The organism is Arthrobacter sp. StoSoilB5, assembly GCF_019977235.1.
In the GTDB taxonomy this organism is placed as follows: domain Bacteria; phylum Actinomycetota; class Actinomycetes; order Actinomycetales; family Micrococcaceae; genus Arthrobacter.
The window spans coordinates 3,575,344-3,591,334 of the sequence record NZ_AP024646.1 but is presented as its reverse complement, the minus strand read 5'-3'; the positions used below and the strand labels follow the sequence as shown (position 1 = coordinate 3,591,334).

Here is a 15,991-nt window from a genome sequence, read left to right as displayed (position 1 = left end):
TATAAAACCCGGTCATCGTGAGCAACGATGATCACGAAAACAGGAGAGCAGGGACTGCAGATGGCCGAATTGACCATCAACGCCGACGACGTCCGTAATGCGTTGAACGAGTTCGCGGCGTCCTACGAACCCGGAAACGCAGAGCGCGTAGAGGTTGGTCGTGTGACCACCGCAAGTGACGGCATCGCCCGTGTTGAGGGTCTTCCCTCGGTCATGGCGAACGAGCTGCTTCGCTTCGAAGATGGCACGCTGGGCCTCGCCCAGAACCTTGACGTCCGCGAGATCGGTGTCATTATCCTCGGTGACTTCACCGGTATCGAAGAAGGCCAGGAAGTTCACCGCACCGGTGAGATCCTGTCCGTTCCGGTTGGCGATGCCTTCCTCGGTCGCGTTGTCGACCCGCTGGGCCAGCCGATCGACGACCTCGGCGAGATCAAGGCCGAGACCACCCGTGCACTGGAACTCCAGGCTCCGGGCGTCACCGAGCGCAAGTCGGTTCACGAACCGATGCAGACCGGCCTCAAGGCTATTGACGCCATGATTCCGATCGGCCGTGGCCAGCGTCAGCTGATCATTGGTGACCGCCAGACGGGCAAGACCGCAATCGCTGTGGACACCATCATCAACCAGAAGGCCAACTGGGCTTCCGGCGATGTTACCAAGCAGGTACGTTGCGTTTACGTTGGTGTTGGCCAGAAGGCTTCCACCATTGCCGCAGTACGCCAGACCCTTGAGGACCACGGCGCGCTGGAATACACCACCATCGTGGCCTCCCCGGCCTCGGACCCCGCTGGCTTCAAGTACCTGGCACCGTATGCAGGATCGGCCATCGGCCAGCACTGGATGTATGGCGGCAAGCACGTTCTGGTGATCTTCGATGACCTGTCCAAGCAGGCTGAAGCCTACCGCGCCGTGTCGCTGCTGCTGCGTCGTCCGCCGGGACGTGAAGCTTACCCCGGTGACGTCTTCTACTTGCACTCCCGCTTGCTGGAGCGTTGCGCAAAGCTCTCCGACGAGCTCGGCGCAGGCTCGATGACCGGCCTTCCGATCGTCGAAACCAAGGCAAACGACGTTTCCGCCTACATCCCCACCAACGTGATCTCCATCACCGATGGCCAGATCTTCCTCCAGTCGGACCTCTTCAACGCCAACCAGCGCCCTGCTGTTGACGTTGGTGTGTCCGTCTCCCGCGTTGGTGGCGCTGCCCAGGTCAAGTCGATGAAGAAGGTCTCCGGTACCTTGAAGCTGGACCTTGCCCAGTACCGAGACATGCAGGCATTCGCCATGTTCGCCTCGGACCTGGATGCGGCTTCCCGCCAGCAGCTGACCCGTGGCGCACGCCTGATGGAACTGCTCAAGCAGGGCCAGTACTCACCGTTCCCGGTTGAGGACCAGGTTGTTTCCATCTGGGCTGGTACCAACGGCTACCTGGACGACGTCCCGGTTGAGGACATCAGCCGCTTCGAGTCCGAGTTCCTGGAGCACCTGAAGCACAAGTCCTCCATCCTGACCACGCTGGCTCAGACCAACGTCCTGGATGACGACACCGCCGCAGCACTGAAGGAAGCAATCTTGTCCTTCAAGAAGGGCTTCTTCGGTGAAGGCGACAACCGACTGGTTGGCGCCGGCCACGAAGAGCACGAAGCGATTTCCGGCGGCGACGTCGACCAGGAAAAGATCGTCAAGCAGAAGCGCTAGTTTCGATGACCTGTTCTGCCGGGGTCCGCAAGGGCCCCGGCAGGGCAGTACATCGAGAACTTAGGAAAGGATAAGTATGGGAGCCCAGATTCGGGTCTACCGTCAGAAGATCAGCTCGACGACGTCGATGCGCAAGATCTTCAAGGCGATGGAACTGATCGCTACCTCGCGCATCGGTAAGGCCCGCGCCCGCGTAGCAGCTTCACTGCCTTACGCGAACGCGATTACCCGCGCCGTTTCTGCTGTCGCAACTCAGAGCGAAATCGACCACCCGCTGACCACTGAGCCGGAGCAGATCCGCCGTGCCGCAGTCCTGATTATTACTTCGGACCGTGGCCTTGCAGGATCCTACTCCGCGAGTGTAATGAAGCAGGCTGAAGGTCTCACCGAGCTTCTTCACGCAGAAGGCAAGGAAGTCAAGGCGTACCTGATGGGCCGCAAGGCGCAGGCGTACTTCGATTTCCGCAACCGTGAATACGCCCGCAATTGGACTGGCGGCACGGATGCACCGGAATTCGAAACCGCACAGGAAGTCGGAGCTGCACTCCTCGAAGACTTCGCCACTGACTACGAAGAAGGTGGCGTGGACGAAATCCACGTCGTTTACACCCGATTCAAGTCCATGGTGACGCAGGAGCCGACGGTTATCCGTTTGCTCCCGCTGGAGGTCGTCGAAGAAGAAGCTGCTTCGGAGTCCGATCTGCTGCCGTTGTACGAGTTTGAACCGGAAACGGAGCAGGTCCTTGATGCCCTGCTCCCGCGTTACATCGAGTCCCGCATCTTTGCAGCCATGCTGCAGGCTGCAGCTTCCGAGCTCGCTGCCCGCCAGCGCGCCATGAAGTCGGCCGGTGACAACGCCACGGAACTGATCAAGAAGTACACGCGCCTTCGCAACACGGCCCGCCAGGCCGAGATTACGCAGGAGCTTTCCGAGATCGTGGCCGGCGCCGACGCCCTCGCGTCCTAGCCGGTAACGGATTCGGCTCGAAGCCGCACCTGCACCAAACAGATAAACTTAACCCCACGCCATCTACTGAGTGAAGTGAGAGAGATGACTGCCACTGCTACCGAACACGTAGCAACGGCCGGTGCCACCGGCCGCATTGCCCGTGTTATTGGTCCGGTTGTCGACGTCGAATTCCCGGCTGACGCAATCCCCTCGATTTACAACGCTCTGACCACTGAGATCACACTCAATGGCCAGACCAAGACCATCACGTTCGAGACCTCCCAGCACCTGGGTGACAACCTCGTCCGCGCCATCTCCCTGCAGGCTACCGACGGACTCGTCCGCGGTACCACCGTGCGGGACTCCGGCGCTCCGATCTCCGTGCCCGTCGGCGACGGCGTCAAGGGCCACATCTTCAACGTCCTCGGCAAGCCGCTGGACGTCGAAGAATCCGAGATCAAGGCTGACGCCTACTGGCCGATCCACCGCAAGGCTCCGGCTTTCGCTTCCCTCGAGGGCTCCACGGAGATGCTCGAGACCGGCATCAAGGTTATCGACCTCCTCACCCCGTACATCAAGGGTGGAAAGATCGGCCTGTTCGGTGGCGCCGGTGTTGGCAAGACGGTTCTGATCCAGGAAATGATCACGCGTGTTGCCCGCAACTTCGGTGGTACGTCTGTGTTCGCCGGTGTTGGCGAGCGTACCCGTGAAGGTAACGACCTCTGGGTCGAAATGGAAGAGGCTGGGGTTCTCAAGGACACCGCCCTTGTGTTCGGCCAGATGGACGAGCCGCCGGGAACGCGTCTGAGGGTCGCACTGTCGGCTCTCACAATGGCGGAATACTTCCGCGATGTTCAGAACCAGGACGTGTTGCTCTTCATCGACAACATCTTCCGCTTCACGCAGGCTGGTTCGGAAGTTTCCACGCTGCTTGGCCGCATGCCGTCCGCAGTGGGTTACCAGCCGAACCTTGCTGACGAGATGGGTCTCCTGCAGGAGCGCATCACCTCCACCAAGGGCCACTCCATCACGTCGATGCAGGCCATTTACGTGCCTGCTGATGACTACACCGACCCGGCTCCGGCAACGACCTTCGCACACCTCGACGCGACCACGGAACTTTCCCGTGAAATCGCCTCCCGTGGTCTGTACCCGGCCGTTGACCCGCTGACGTCGACCTCCCGTATTCTGGACCCCCAGTACATCGGCAAGGACCACTACAACACGGCTGTCCGTGTTAAGCAGATCCTGCAGAAGAACAAGGAACTCCAGGACATCATCGCCATCCTTGGCGTTGACGAACTGTCTGAAGAAGACAAGATCGTCGTGTCGCGTGCACGCCGTATCCAGCAGTTCCTGTCCCAGAACACCTACACGGCCAAGCAGTTCACCGGTGTCGAAGGCTCCACCGTGTCCATCAAGGACACCGTTGAAGGCTTCACCGCTATCTGCGACGGCGAGCTGGACCACATCGCAGAACAGGCGTTCTTCAACGTCGGTGGCCTGGATGACGTCGAGCGCAACTGGGCCAAGATCCAGGAACAGACCAAGTAGTATGGCTGAGCTCGAGGTTGAGATTGTCGCAGCGGACCACTTTGTGTGGTCCGGCGCGGCCAAGATGGTGAAGGCCCGCACCAGCGATGGTGAAATCGGAATCCTGCCGGGCCACTCACCCCTCCTGGCCATCCTGGCCGAGGGTGAGCTGGCAATCCAGCCGGTTTCCGGTGACCGTATTGCGGTAGTTGTCGACGGCGGATTCTTCTCCGTCGACAACGATCGCGTGGTCATTGTTGCTGACAACGCCCAACTGGGCGAAGCGGCTACAGCGGGGATCCGATAGCACGACCTTGATGGACGATTCCCTTATTCCGTTCATCGCCCTGGCAACGGCGTTTGCGTTGCTGATCTTCACACTGTGCCTTTTCGGGGTGCGCCGCTTCAATCTGCGGCGTGCCCTGGGCACGGTCGACGCCTCCATTTGCACGGCTGGAAACAGCTGGCAGATGGGGGTTTGTCGTTATCAGGACAATGAACTTGAGTGGTTCCGCTTGATGTCCCTCAGCGTGATCCCGAAGCATCGATATAAACGCAGTTCGCTGGAGCTGCTTGGCCGGCGTCAACCTACTGAGGAAGAACTCGTCAGGGTGCAACCTGGCGTGGTCGTGGTTGAACTTCAATACGAAGGAAGGAAGTTCATGCTTGCCATGAACTTCGATGCCTACGCAGGCCTGTCGTCCTGGTTGGAAGCCGGACCTGTTATCGGCGTTGGAACCTGGCGCTAGGCGTCATGGATTTCCTCCTGGACGTCAGCCTTGTTGATGGACCATTCCTTTGGTTGAGCATCGCCGGGGGTGTGGCGGGAGCGGCTTACCTTCTGTGGCGGCCCCGGCGTTCCTGGCCCCTGGTCGTGGCAGCCTGCTTGGCTGGTGCCATAGGCGTGGTGGCGCTGCTCCATTGGATTCTGGTTGATCTGATGGCCGTTTTCTCGGAAAACCTTCCATTTGAGACGTTGGCCTGGTCCGTTCCGGCGGTCTCAGCCGCCCTGCTGTGTGCGGCGCGCTTTCCCCGCACCACTTGGAAAAGCCGGGCTGGTAGCCTGGCAGCGATGCTTGGTGTGGTCCTGCTGAGCGTCGTCCAAGTGAACGTCTACTTTGGGCTCAACAACACTGTCGCGGACCTTCTTGGTACGGCAGTCGCCAGGATTCAACCGCTGGAGGCCAGCCTTCAACGTGCCCCGGACGCCAAGCCCGGCCCAGCGCCGTCGCTGTGGATAGCTCCCGAATCAATGCCGCGCGGCGGCATCCTTAGGAAGGCGGAAATCCCGGGAACCACGTCCGGCTTCACCGCACGTGAAGCGTACATCTACCTCCCTCCGGCCTACCAGACCGCCGCACGACCAAGTTTGCCGGTGCTGGTGCTCTTTTCGGGCCAACCTGGTGGCCCGGCCGACTGGTTGACTGGTGGCCAGCTACGCGCCCAACTGGACAGATTCGCTGAAGACCATGGCGGTATTGCCCCGGTCACAGTCGTTGTCGACCCTAATGGATCGGGCAACGCCAATACTATGTGCATGGATAGCCGAATTGCGCAGGCAGACACTTACTTATCCCAGGACGTACCTGCCTGGATCGCTTCCACTCTGGACGTATCGAACGATCATCGGCTATGGGCAGTGGGTGGTTTCTCGTTCGGCGGTACGTGTGCGGTGCAGATGGGCACAAGCCATCCCGAGCTGTTCCCGTCGGTGGTGGGTTTTTCCGCTGAGCGGGAACCGTCGCTGGCGAAGGATCGTAACAAGACCATTGCGGACTCGTTCGACGGCGACGTAGCTGCGTTCGAGTCCAGAACCCCGTTGTTTTTGATGCAGCAACGAAGCTTTGCAGGCAGCGGCCTCTACTTGGCAGCAGGGGCAACGGACCCTGAGTTCACCGACTACATGCACGTTCTTGCCGACGCTGCCAAGGAAGCAGGTTTCACCACGCAAACCCAGTCCGTCCAACATGCTGGCCACTCCTGGGACGCAGTGGTCCGTGGGATGCCTGATGCTTTGGACTTCTTGTCTTCCCGTTGGGGTCTTCCCCAATGAGCCTCGCCTTGAAAGGCGTCGTGCAGCCGGTCCTGAGACAGGCCTACAAACATCTCCGCGCCACACCGTTTACCTCACTTGTGCTTGCCCTGTTTGTGGCAGTATCCATTCTTTCCGGGAGCATCCTGGCGGGCCCCGAAGAATCGATGCTGCCTGTGGCGGGCGTGACCCTGGCCGGTTTGCGGTCGGGGGAGTGGTGGTCGATATGGACATCCCTGTTCTTCACCACCAACCTGCTGGCATTCGTCACTGCGGCTCTCATGATCCTGTTCCTCTTGGGGCTTGCGGAGCGGAGTTTCGGTTTCTTGCGGACGGCTGGAGTTTTCCTGGGAAGCCAGTTTGCCTGCGTTGCGGCCTTCCTCACGGTCACCCAGGTAGCTCGGTACATCGATGACGGTTGGATCTCCAGGATGGTGGATACCCCGCTGATAGGACCGTATGGTGCCTTGATCGCCACAGCACTTGCAGCCAGTGCCCTGCTCCCAACGCTCTGGCAACGACGCCTGCGCACCGTAGTCCTCTCGCTATCCCTGCTGTTGGTGCTGTATATCGGACACGCTGAGACGGTGATGGGCCTTGTGGGAGCGCTGATTGGCCTGGGGGCCGCGTGGTGGACCCAGAGCAGCCAAGGGCACCTGCACCTACACCGCTCCACAGGCCGCGAGGTCCGGAACCTGCTGGCGCTTACCATGGCGATTTTTGCTGCCGGCCCCATCCTTACGGCTGCCGCCAAGAGCCCTTCTGGTCCGCTGGCCTTACTGAGGGAAGTCATTCTTAACCCGCTCCCCACGCTGAGTCAATTGGAAAGCAATTGCGGCGGAACCATCGACGTGGCTTGCCTTGAGCTAAGCCGCCAAGGCTACACGGGCCCTTTCGGCCTTGCCCTGGCTGTTGTGCCTGTGGTGCTGCTCCTGATATGTGCCGACGGCATGCGCCGTGGCCGGCGGTTGGCCCTCGGGATAGCCATTGGTGTCCAGTTGGTAGTGGTGGGACTTTCGACCGTTTACTTGGGACTCTTCGCGAGCATGCCATTGCCTTCTGGGCGTCAAGTGGCCCTGATGAATCCGGCAGTTGCCCATCTCATCCCCTTGGTTCTGGTTCCGCTGACTCTTGCTTGCGTTTTATTCGCCTACCGCGGACACTTCCGTGTGGAGTCCTCCGCCCGTTTGCGGCGGCGTGTCTTCTGGCTGGTTGGACTCACCGGTGGGACGTTGGCCCTTGCCTACACTGCGGTGTGGCTGGCCTCCGGCGGCATGACGCGCGACGGCGGCTTGTTGGGTTTGGGTGCAGAACTCGCAAGGCAGTACTTGCCGGTTCCGTTGCCCAGCGTGTACCGCAAAGTGTTTGCTGAGCGCGACGCTTTTGAAGTCTTTCTGTTTTCCTACTCCGGTACCTTCTTCTGGCTTGTGGCGTTGATTGGGGTCTGGCTCCTTCTCATCCGAGGCCATCATTCCGCTGGGTTGGACCACTTGGGGCGCGATCGCGCACGTGAGTTGGTGAAAGCCGGCGGTGATTCGTTGTCCTGGATGGCGCTCTGGGAACCGAACAAATACTGGTTCACTCCGGGCGGCACAGGGGGAATGGCCTACCAGCAACACGGCCACGTCGCCCTGACATTGGCGGGTCCCGTGGGCCCAGCGGAGCACCATGCGGAAACCGCACGGGGCTTCCTTGAGTACTGCTCCCAACATGCGTTGATACCTTGCCTTTACTCGTGCACGGATGAGTTGTGGCCCATGCTTCAGGCCCGGGGTTTTCGTAGGGTTGCTGTCGCGCAGGAAACCCGATTGAGGATCAGGGACCTGGAGTTCCGCGGCAAGGAGTGGCAGAACGTCAGGACATCCCTCAACCGGGCAGCAAAGATGGGGATCACCGCCACATGGGGCCGGTATGCCGGGTTGCCCCATGCCCTGCGTGCGCAAGTGGGCGAGGTGTCCGAGGAATGGGCTGCACAAAAACGCGTGCCGGAGATGGGATTCACGTTGGGGGGTCTGGATGAGCTTGAAGACCCCGATGTGTTGTGTTGCGTGGCCACAGATGCAGAGGGGTTTGTCTACGGAGTGACAAGCTGGCTTCCTGTCTATCGGAATGGCAGCGTTGTGAGCTGGACTTTGGACTTCATGCGTCGCCGTGGTGATGCGTTTCCGGGCGTGATGGAATTCCTGATTGCCTCGGCCATCCTCCATCTCCGGGACTCCGTGGAGGTCATCTCGCTTTCCGGTTCGCCCTTGGCCCGGGAGAAGGGTGAGATTGATCAGCGCGCCGAGGGGCTCGCAGGGATGCTGGACTTGATTGGCCAAGCCCTGGAACCCGTTTATGGTTTCCGGTCGCTGGCTTCCTTTAAGTCCAGGTTCCAACCGGACTACCGCACGCTGTACATGTATTACCAGGATCCGTTACACCTCCCGGCAATAGGCAGGGCACTGAGCCGCGCATACCTTCCCGGATTGTCAGTGCGACAATCTGCCAGGCTACTGCGAACTCTGGTCGGTTGAATTGTCACCGCCTATTCTGCAAAAGGGTTTAGCATTTCTTCACTGTTTGTAACAGCAGTTGTCGAAATATCAGACATTTCAACGGCCTATCCGACTGTTAAACACGTTTGGTCCCGGCTGGAAGCCGGGACCAAACGTTTTGTTGAAACTGCAACAAGCATAAATCAACAGATAAAACTAGACGACCGTAACGCCGGTTGCCTGGGGGCCCTTGGCGCCCTGACCGATCTCGAACTGAACGCGCTGGTTCTCATCGAGGGTCTTGAAGCCGCCGGTCTGGATCTCGGAGTAGTGAACGAAGACGTCCCCATCCGAGTCATCCGGGGTGATGAAGCCGAAGCCCTTTTCAGCGTTGAACCACTTGACGGTTCCCAGTGCCATGTATTTCTCCTCATTATGGAACATCAGTCCGATACACCTCGTACCGGCCTTGTTACTCCGCGAGAAGATCCGGATTCCGTCCAGGGCTGGCCCGTCCGGTTTCGCAGGAGCTTCACGCTCGCAACTCGTCTTGCGAGCATGAAAACCACCTACACAAAGACTGCTACAACACTTTCATGTGCCGTGCCGGAGGTCAACGGTCTTTTAGGCAATTCGGGAAAATTTTCGGTAAAAAGAAGGTAACGCGGACGCCCACAATTCACGTGGGCTGAGTCCACTAAGCCAGCCACTGTCCGTTGCGCATGACTGCAGTAAGGCCGAGTTCCTGATCGGTAGTAATAACATCCGCGCGCAGGCCCCGACGCAATCCACCGATTTCGTCAGAGAGGCCAAGGATGGCTGCGGGCACCGCAGTGGCCGAACAGATGGCGTCCGGAAGGGCGACGCCCGCCGCTACGGTCTTGCGGACCACTTCCAGGAGCGTGGCTGTGCCGCCCGCGATGGAACCAGTAGCATCGAGGGTTGCAACGCCATTGCTGACGGTCACCGGCGACGGCCCGAGCATATAGTTTCCGTCCGAAAGTCCGGCTGCGGCCATCGAATCCGTGACCAGGAGAATGTTGCTTGCGCCCACCAATTGAAAAACGGTAGCCACAATGCTGGGGTCCAGGTGGGTGTCGTCCGCGATGAGCTCCACCACGGCTTTCCCCGCCTGGGCGGTCCGCAGGCAAGCAGCAACCGGGCCCGGCGCACGGTGATGCATCGGGGGCATCCCATTGAAAAGATGCGTTACCGTCGGCAGCGAGCTGACGCCGTCGAACCCTGCAGATTCAAGTCCCTCACGGGCTGCAGCCAGCGACGCCGCGGCAGTGGCGTCGTCGCAATCCGTATGTCCCAATGACGGCGTCACGCCGTGGAAGGTCATCAAGTCCACCAAGGCGGCGGCACCGGGCAATTCCGGGGCATACGTCATGGTGGCAAGCTTGCCGGCGGCAGCACCGACGAGTTCGTTCATGAGGTCCAGGTCCGGCTCCAGCAGGTAGTCGGGATTCTGCGCGCCGCATCGTGCGTGGGAGAGGAAAGGTCCCTCAAGGTGGATGCCTGCTACGAGACCCTCGTCTGCGAGCTTCACGTAGAGCTCAATTCCCCGAAGGAGGTCCTCCCGGGGTGCCGTGACCATGCTGGCGAGGAGGGTGGTGGTACCGGAGCGATGCAGGAACTCCACAGCCTTACGGGCCGAGGCCTCCTCCCCGCCTGGGAAGTCGCCGCCATTTCCGCCGTGGCAGTGGACGTCCACCAAACCAGGGAAGATAAAGTGGCCGCTGGGCGCGCCGATGCGTATCGCGTGCCCGAATCCTTCAAACTCATCCGCGTCAAAGCCGTCCGCCGGACCTGCATACGCGATGCGGTCACCCTCGATGGCCAAGAGGCCGTCTTCCACCACCACGCCGTCGCTTACGAGTGTTCCCGTGAGGATTTGGTGGCTGGGCGCGGAAGAAGGGGCGAAATGGTGTGCGGCAGTCATGACTCTGATTCTAGTGGCCTGCGGCACACTCGCTAGAAGAGCCGGGACTCGCTGTCATCCACACCGCGCATGGCGTCATAATCCAGCGTAATGCAGTCAATTCCGCGGTCGTTGGCCAGGACTTTGGCCTGCGGCTTGATCTGCTGCGCCGCAAAAATCCCACGGACCGGTGCCAGCAGGGGATCCCGGTTCAGCAATTCCAGATACCGCGTGAGCTGCTCGACGCCGTCGATGTCGCCGCGCCGCTTCAGCTCAATCGCCACTGTGGCGCCGTTGGCGTCACGGGCAAGGATGTCCACAGGGCCAATGGCGGTGAAGTATTCCCTGCGGATGAGTGAATATCCGGTTCCGAGGGTCTCGATCTGCTCTGCCAGGAGTCGCTGCAGGTCAGCTTCCACGCCGTCCTTGATCAGTCCGGGATCAATACCCAGCTCATGCGAGGTGTCATGGAGTTGCTCATAAATGTTGATGATGAGCCGGTCATCTGTCTTGGCCGACTGCACGGTCCACTGCTCAACCACGCCCTCTTCCACCTCAGCCTCTTCAGGGGAGGTTACGCGGAGTGTGGCGGGAGGGCTCATCCAGTTCAGCGGCTTGTACGAGCCGCCGTCGGAGTGCACCAACACCGAGCCATCGGCCTTGACCAGCAGGAGCCGGGTGGCGAGTGGGAGGTGGGCCTTGAGACGGCCAACATAATCAACAGAACAACGGGCTATGACGAGTCGCACCCGCCTTACCTTACCGGGTGGCGGCCAGTCACTGGGGCAGAATGGAATTATGCCCCGCTCCAACCGCCCTCGCCGCAACGGCCCAAGCACACGTTCCAACAAACCTGCCGGCAAATGGGCGGACGAGGCCCCCGAGCTGGACTTGGAACGCGCCCGGGCGGGTATTGCCCGCAGGGAAAGCGCGCCGGACGGTGACTGGATGGTCCGCACAATGACGGCCAGGAAAGCGGAGAAGCAGTATATCTGCCCAGGATGTTCGACAGCCATCCTGCCGGGGATTGCACACCTGGTGGTGTGGTCAGACAACCACCTCTTCGGCGAAGCCGCCGGACTCGCCGAACGAAGGCACTGGCACACCAACTGTTGGACTTCACGGACCTACCGGTACCGCTGACCCGGTACCGCTAACCCGGTACGAATGGTCATGTGCCGCTGATCACCTCCCGCTGATCGGCCCCGCTGATTCGCTTAGGCTTGGAGGCATGACTTTCGACCCCGCCTCGTTCGTTTTCACTGCGCAGGATGCTCCGTCGGCGATCCGGGCCAGCACCGTCCTTCCCGCCCGCCGCGAGAATGTGGAATTCACCACCGAAGACGGAAAGGTCCTGCTGGGGGAGCTCGCCCTGCCGGAGTCGGGAGATATCACGGCGACGTTGATTACCCTCCACCCGCTGCCGACCCATGGCGGTTTCATGGACTCGCATGTCTACCGCAAGGCGTCCTACAGGCTGCCGGCGCTGGCAGGCGTGGCGGTCTTGAGGTTCAATACCCGGGGCACGCACTCACCGCGCGGTACCAGCCAGGGCCAGTTTGAAGAGGGCATCGGCGAGCGTTACGACGTCGAGGCGGCCGTCCGTTTCGCCGTTGAGCGTGGCCTGCCGAACCGGTGGTTGGTTGGTTGGTCGTTCGGGACGGAACTTGCGCTGATGTATGGCGCGGTGGAGCCGGTGGCGTCCCGGATTGAGGGGGCGGTCCTGCTGTCGCCGCCGCTGCACAGGGCCACGGATGTCCACCTTAAGGAGTGGGCTGCATCCGGCAAGCCGCTGACCGTGCTGGTTCCGGAACACGATGATTATCTTCAGCCAGCGGAAGCAGCCCAGCGCTTCAGCCTGGTACCGCAGGCCCGGCTCGTCGGCGTCGACGGTGCCAAGCACCTGTGGGTGGGGGAGAAGTACGCGGCGCGGGTCCTGGACGAAATCGTCGACGACGTCACTCCGGCAGGTGCCGGTGTGGACGGCCTGCCACGGGAGTGGGCGGGGCCGGTAGCCACCGCGGCTTGAACGTCCAGGAAAGTCAGTGCCTGTCTTGCCGCATAATGAAGACTTCCTTGATCAGCAGCATGATGGCCGCCGCCGTCGGAATGGCAATCAAAGCACCGAGGACGCCCAGCAGGCTGCCGCCGGCGATGACTGAGATCACGGCCACGGCGCCGGGAACGGCAACTGCCCGCTGCATGATGCGCGGAGAGATGAAATAGGCCTCGAACTGCAGGTAGGCAAAGTAGGCGATGGCGTAGATCACGGCCGTTTGCCAGCCGGCTGTGAGTGCCACGAGGATGACCACTACGGCGGCGATCATGCCGCCAACCAGCGGAATGAAGGCCAGCAGCGCCACCACGAAAGCAAGCAGGACGCTAAAGGGAATGCCGAGGATGCTCATGACGATGAAGGCAAAGAGGGCGTTCAGCAGGGCAACGCACGCCTGGCCAATCACATAGTTGCCAACCGAATCGGTGATCGCTTCCGAAAGGGCCTCGACGCGGGGCCGGCGCGACCTCGGCGCCAGGCGGTAGGCCCACCTCTTCATGGACGGGAGAGCTGCCAGGAAGTACAGGCTGAGCACAAGGACAATCAGCGTGCCAAACAATCCGTTGGCCACCGTGGAACCGAAGCCCACCACACCGCCGAAGATGCCGCCCATGGCTTCGGGGTCTTTGACGAACTTATCCAGTTCGGTGGTGATGCGGTCGCGAACGCCGAACTGGCTGTCCACCGTCCGGAAGAAATCAGAGTCGAGGAAGCCTCGGATCCATTCCGGGGCCTGCCGGACGATCTCCGACACCTGTTCAACGATGGTCGGAATCAACGTTGCAAAGAACCCGGCAACCGCGAGGACCAGGACAGAGACAGATATGAGGATGCCGCCAGGGCGCGGAACCTTTCGGGTCTCAAGCCAACGGACTACCGGGTCCAGTCCGAGGGCGATGAAGAGGGCCGCCACGATCCACAGGATCAGCTGGGTGGTATTGCTGGCGATGTAGAAGACCAGCAGCGCCACGCCGACACCCGCGGTGCCCATGAAGCCTACGTACAGCGGGTGTTGGGATGACATGCGGGGCCCTGGAGCGCCGAAACCATTGTCCTCGTCGGCCTTGATGCCTTCCGCTGCGGCAACGGGCTCGTCCTCAGGGGGCATCTCGAACCGGACACGGGTGCGGGCGCCGGGTATGGGCTGCCTCAGCTTGCGGGTTATTGCGGCCAGGCGTCCGGTGCGGACCGGAACGCTGGCGGAAGTCCCATCTGCGGGGGCGTCCACGACACTTGACCCTGACTCATCGATGGGACGGGGCTCCAAGTGGTCTTTCACGCGGTTCTACTGCCTTTTCTACGTTGTTGCACTGATTGTCTACGTTATTGCACGGTAAATACGGTGATGGCGCTGCGGAAGCAGGCGGTGGTGGCCCGGATATCATGATCATCGCCACACTATCAGGAGCCCGGAATCACGCCGTGGCGGCGCCATTGCAGGGAACCAAGCGTCTCCATCGGGACGGGCCGATCTGACTCTTTGATAACAAAACGGTTACCCTTGAAGTTCAACGACCGCTGATGATAGGTGATCCTGTGCGTTTGAAGACTGCAGCCTTGCTGGTGCTGCTGGGCCTGCTGACGATGCTGGCCGGCATTGGCCAGCTGACCTTCTGGGCCCCCGCGGAGACCGTGACGGCCTCGGCTCCCAGTGACACAAAAGCTGCCCCGCTGACCGTGATCGACCAAAAGTTGATCGCCCTCCATGACGGGCCGGTGAAGATCAAAATCCAGGGCGAAGGCAACTTCATCGTTGCTACGGGCCGCCCGGACGACGTCGAAGCCTGGGTGGGTAAAACTGCCCACAACACCCTGACGGGTGTCTCCCAGGACCAGAAGTCCCTTGAAGTGGCCTCTACTGATGGCGAGGCAACAGCCCCTTCTCCCGTGGGTTCGGACCTCTGGGTTAACACAGAAGACGCCAGTGGAGAGCTGGACTACACCTGGAATCCGCCTGCCGGAGGCGAGTGGTCCCTCCTGGTAGCCAGCGACGGAACCAAGCCGGCGCCGTCGTCAATTTCAATGACTTTCCCCAATAACGCAGCTACGCCGTGGGCAGTGCCCCTGATCGTGCTTGGCATCATCATCATCCTTGCCGGAGCGGCCCTGCCGTTCGTAACCAAGGCCATCAGCAATCGCCGCAAGGGCGACGAGCACCGCAAGGGGGGCGACTTCGACGGGCCGCACAGCGGCGGGGAAACCACCACCCTGCCGGTCCAGGCCCCGCCTGGCAACGCCGAAGGTCGCCGGGGCGCCGGAACGGAAGGCTCCAGCCTGCGAATTACTGCCGTTGCCGCAGCACTTGCTGCCGCCCTCGTGGGAGGCACGGCGATCGCCGCCCAGGCCACTTCCAGCCCCGGCGCGACGAACCCTTCCAGCCCCTCTTCTTCGGGTGCGACGGAAGGCGACGCAGCACCTGTGATGCTCGAGTCGCAGCTGCAGCGCATCCTTGAGCAGGTTGCCAGCACTGTGGACGCCGCAGACGCCGCAAAGGATGCTGCGAAGCTCGCGCCGCGCGTGGACAAGATGGAGCTCCAGGTCCGCACCCAGAACTACAAGATCCGCTCCACGGTTTCCGCTTACGAGCCCCGCATGCCGGTTCGAGCCACCAAGCTCCAGAGCAGCGTCATCAGTACCAAGCGCGACTGGCCCCGTACTGTCTTTGCCCTGACCCAGGGCGAGGGCAACGTTGTGCCCCAGGTCCTGACCCTGGTACAGCTTTCACCGCGGGAAAACTACAAGCTCTGGGGCAGCGCTCCGCTGCAACCGGGCACCAACTTCCCGTCGTTCCCCGTCCCACGTGACGGAACCGCTCCTGCTGCGGCCGACGACAAGACCGGCCTGGCTTACAGTGGCAACGAAGCCTTGGGAATCCTCGGGGAGATGCTGACAACCCCCGACTCGCCGAACAGGAGCAAGCTGGCCGATGGTCAGTCCTCGCCCTACATCGCCGGTGCCCTTGCTTACCAGGCGGATACCGTGAAGAACGGAACAAGTGCCAACTTCAAGTTCTCCCACACACCGGTGAACAACCAGACCGTTGTGCTGCGCACGGCCGATGGTGGCGCCCTGGTAGTGGGCCGCTTGGACTTCGCCTTCGAAGGAACACCGAAGGCGGCTGGGGACAAGCTCATTCTTGAGGACGACTCCGCTGTTTTCGCCGGCGGCAAGGAAACCACCACCGGGATGGTTCTGAACTTCGCCGAGTCGGTGGCGGTATACATTCCGCCGGCGGGTTCTGCTGATCCCATGAAGCTTGTAGCAGCTACCCGGGGACTTGTGGGAGCCAGCTTCAAGTAGGGCATGCCCTTGGCAAGGCAGC

General features: G+C 61.2%; 14 protein-coding genes. 10 read left to right on the top strand and 4 right to left on the bottom strand.

The window, feature by feature from the left end:
• Window positions 1-60: 60 nt before the first annotated feature.
• The 7 genes from atpA to LDN75_RS16195 all read left to right on the top strand — a co-directional run bounded on the left by atpA (window position 61) and on the right by LDN75_RS16195 (window position 8,728).
• Window positions 61-1,698, top strand: coding sequence for a F0F1 ATP synthase subunit alpha (atpA, locus tag LDN75_RS16225; RefSeq protein WP_223937609.1), 1,638 nt, complete (start codon window positions 61-63; stop codon window positions 1,696-1,698).
• Window positions 1,699-1,774: 76 nt separating this feature from the next.
• Window positions 1,775-2,665, top strand: coding sequence for a F0F1 ATP synthase subunit gamma (locus LDN75_RS16220; protein WP_223933470.1), 891 nt, complete (start codon window positions 1,775-1,777; stop codon window positions 2,663-2,665).
• A gap of 84 nt (window positions 2,666-2,749) precedes the next feature.
• Window positions 2,750-4,201 (top strand): F0F1 ATP synthase subunit beta, encoded by a 1,452-nt coding sequence (gene atpD, locus LDN75_RS16215; protein ID WP_223933468.1) that lies wholly within the window; start codon window positions 2,750-2,752, stop codon window positions 4,199-4,201.
• A gap of 1 nt (window position 4,202) precedes the next feature.
• Complete coding sequence (locus LDN75_RS16210) at window positions 4,203-4,487, top strand: F0F1 ATP synthase subunit epsilon (RefSeq protein ID WP_216923952.1); 285 nt, start codon at window positions 4,203-4,205, stop codon at window positions 4,485-4,487.
• Window positions 4,488-4,497: 10 nt separating this feature from the next.
• Window positions 4,498-4,929, top strand: a complete 432-nt coding sequence (locus LDN75_RS16205; protein WP_223933465.1) for a DUF2550 domain-containing protein — start codon at window positions 4,498-4,500, stop codon at window positions 4,927-4,929.
• Between the two features lie 5 nt (window positions 4,930-4,934).
• Window positions 4,935-6,233, top strand: a complete 1,299-nt coding sequence (locus LDN75_RS16200; RefSeq protein ID WP_223933463.1) for an alpha/beta hydrolase-fold protein — start codon at window positions 4,935-4,937, stop codon at window positions 6,231-6,233.
• Complete coding sequence (locus tag LDN75_RS16195; protein ID WP_223933462.1) at window positions 6,230-8,728, top strand: DUF2156 domain-containing protein; 2,499 nt, start codon at window positions 6,230-6,232, stop codon at window positions 8,726-8,728. The genes LDN75_RS16200 and LDN75_RS16195 overlap by 4 nt, the downstream gene beginning before the upstream one ends.
• 177 nt (window positions 8,729-8,905) lie before the next feature.
• Here the strand turns inward: LDN75_RS16195 and LDN75_RS16190 are convergent, their stop codons facing one another.
• The 3 genes from LDN75_RS16190 to nucS form a co-directional block, all read right to left on the bottom strand.
• Window positions 8,906-9,109 (bottom strand): cold-shock protein, encoded by a 204-nt coding sequence (locus tag LDN75_RS16190; RefSeq protein ID WP_018776337.1) that lies wholly within the window; start codon window positions 9,107-9,109, stop codon window positions 8,906-8,908.
• A gap of 277 nt (window positions 9,110-9,386) precedes the next feature.
• Window positions 9,387-10,634: an amidohydrolase family protein gene (locus LDN75_RS16185; RefSeq protein ID WP_223933460.1), complete on the bottom strand. Its 1,248-nt coding sequence runs from the start codon at window positions 10,632-10,634 to the stop codon at window positions 9,387-9,389.
• Between the two features lie 32 nt (window positions 10,635-10,666).
• On the bottom strand, window positions 10,667-11,362 hold the full coding sequence (gene nucS / locus LDN75_RS16180; RefSeq protein ID WP_223933458.1) for an endonuclease NucS: 696 nt from the start codon (window positions 11,360-11,362) through the stop codon (window positions 10,667-10,669).
• Window positions 11,363-11,411: 49 nt separating this feature from the next.
• Here nucS and LDN75_RS16175 point away from each other — a divergent pair, with 49 nt between their 5' ends.
• Together LDN75_RS16175 and LDN75_RS16170 are read left to right on the top strand one after the other, a co-directional pair.
• Window positions 11,412-11,756 (top strand): ATP/GTP-binding protein, encoded by a 345-nt coding sequence (locus LDN75_RS16175; RefSeq protein ID WP_223933456.1) that lies wholly within the window; start codon window positions 11,412-11,414, stop codon window positions 11,754-11,756.
• Between the two features lie 88 nt (window positions 11,757-11,844).
• A complete protein-coding gene (locus LDN75_RS16170) occupies window positions 11,845-12,642 on the top strand; it encodes an alpha/beta fold hydrolase (protein ID WP_223933454.1) in 798 nt (265 codons plus the stop codon).
• A 13-nt stretch (window positions 12,643-12,655) separates the two neighbouring features.
• Here LDN75_RS16170 and LDN75_RS16165 read toward each other — a convergent pair whose 3' ends face one another.
• Window positions 12,656-13,948 (bottom strand): AI-2E family transporter, encoded by a 1,293-nt coding sequence (locus tag LDN75_RS16165; RefSeq protein WP_223933452.1) that lies wholly within the window; start codon window positions 13,946-13,948, stop codon window positions 12,656-12,658.
• 242 nt (window positions 13,949-14,190) lie between these two features.
• Here LDN75_RS16165 and LDN75_RS16160 point away from each other — a divergent pair, with 242 nt between their 5' ends.
• A complete protein-coding gene (locus LDN75_RS16160; RefSeq protein ID WP_223933450.1) occupies window positions 14,191-15,969 on the top strand; it encodes a hypothetical protein in 1,779 nt (592 codons plus the stop codon).
• The last annotated feature ends 22 nt before the right edge of the window (window positions 15,970-15,991 follow it).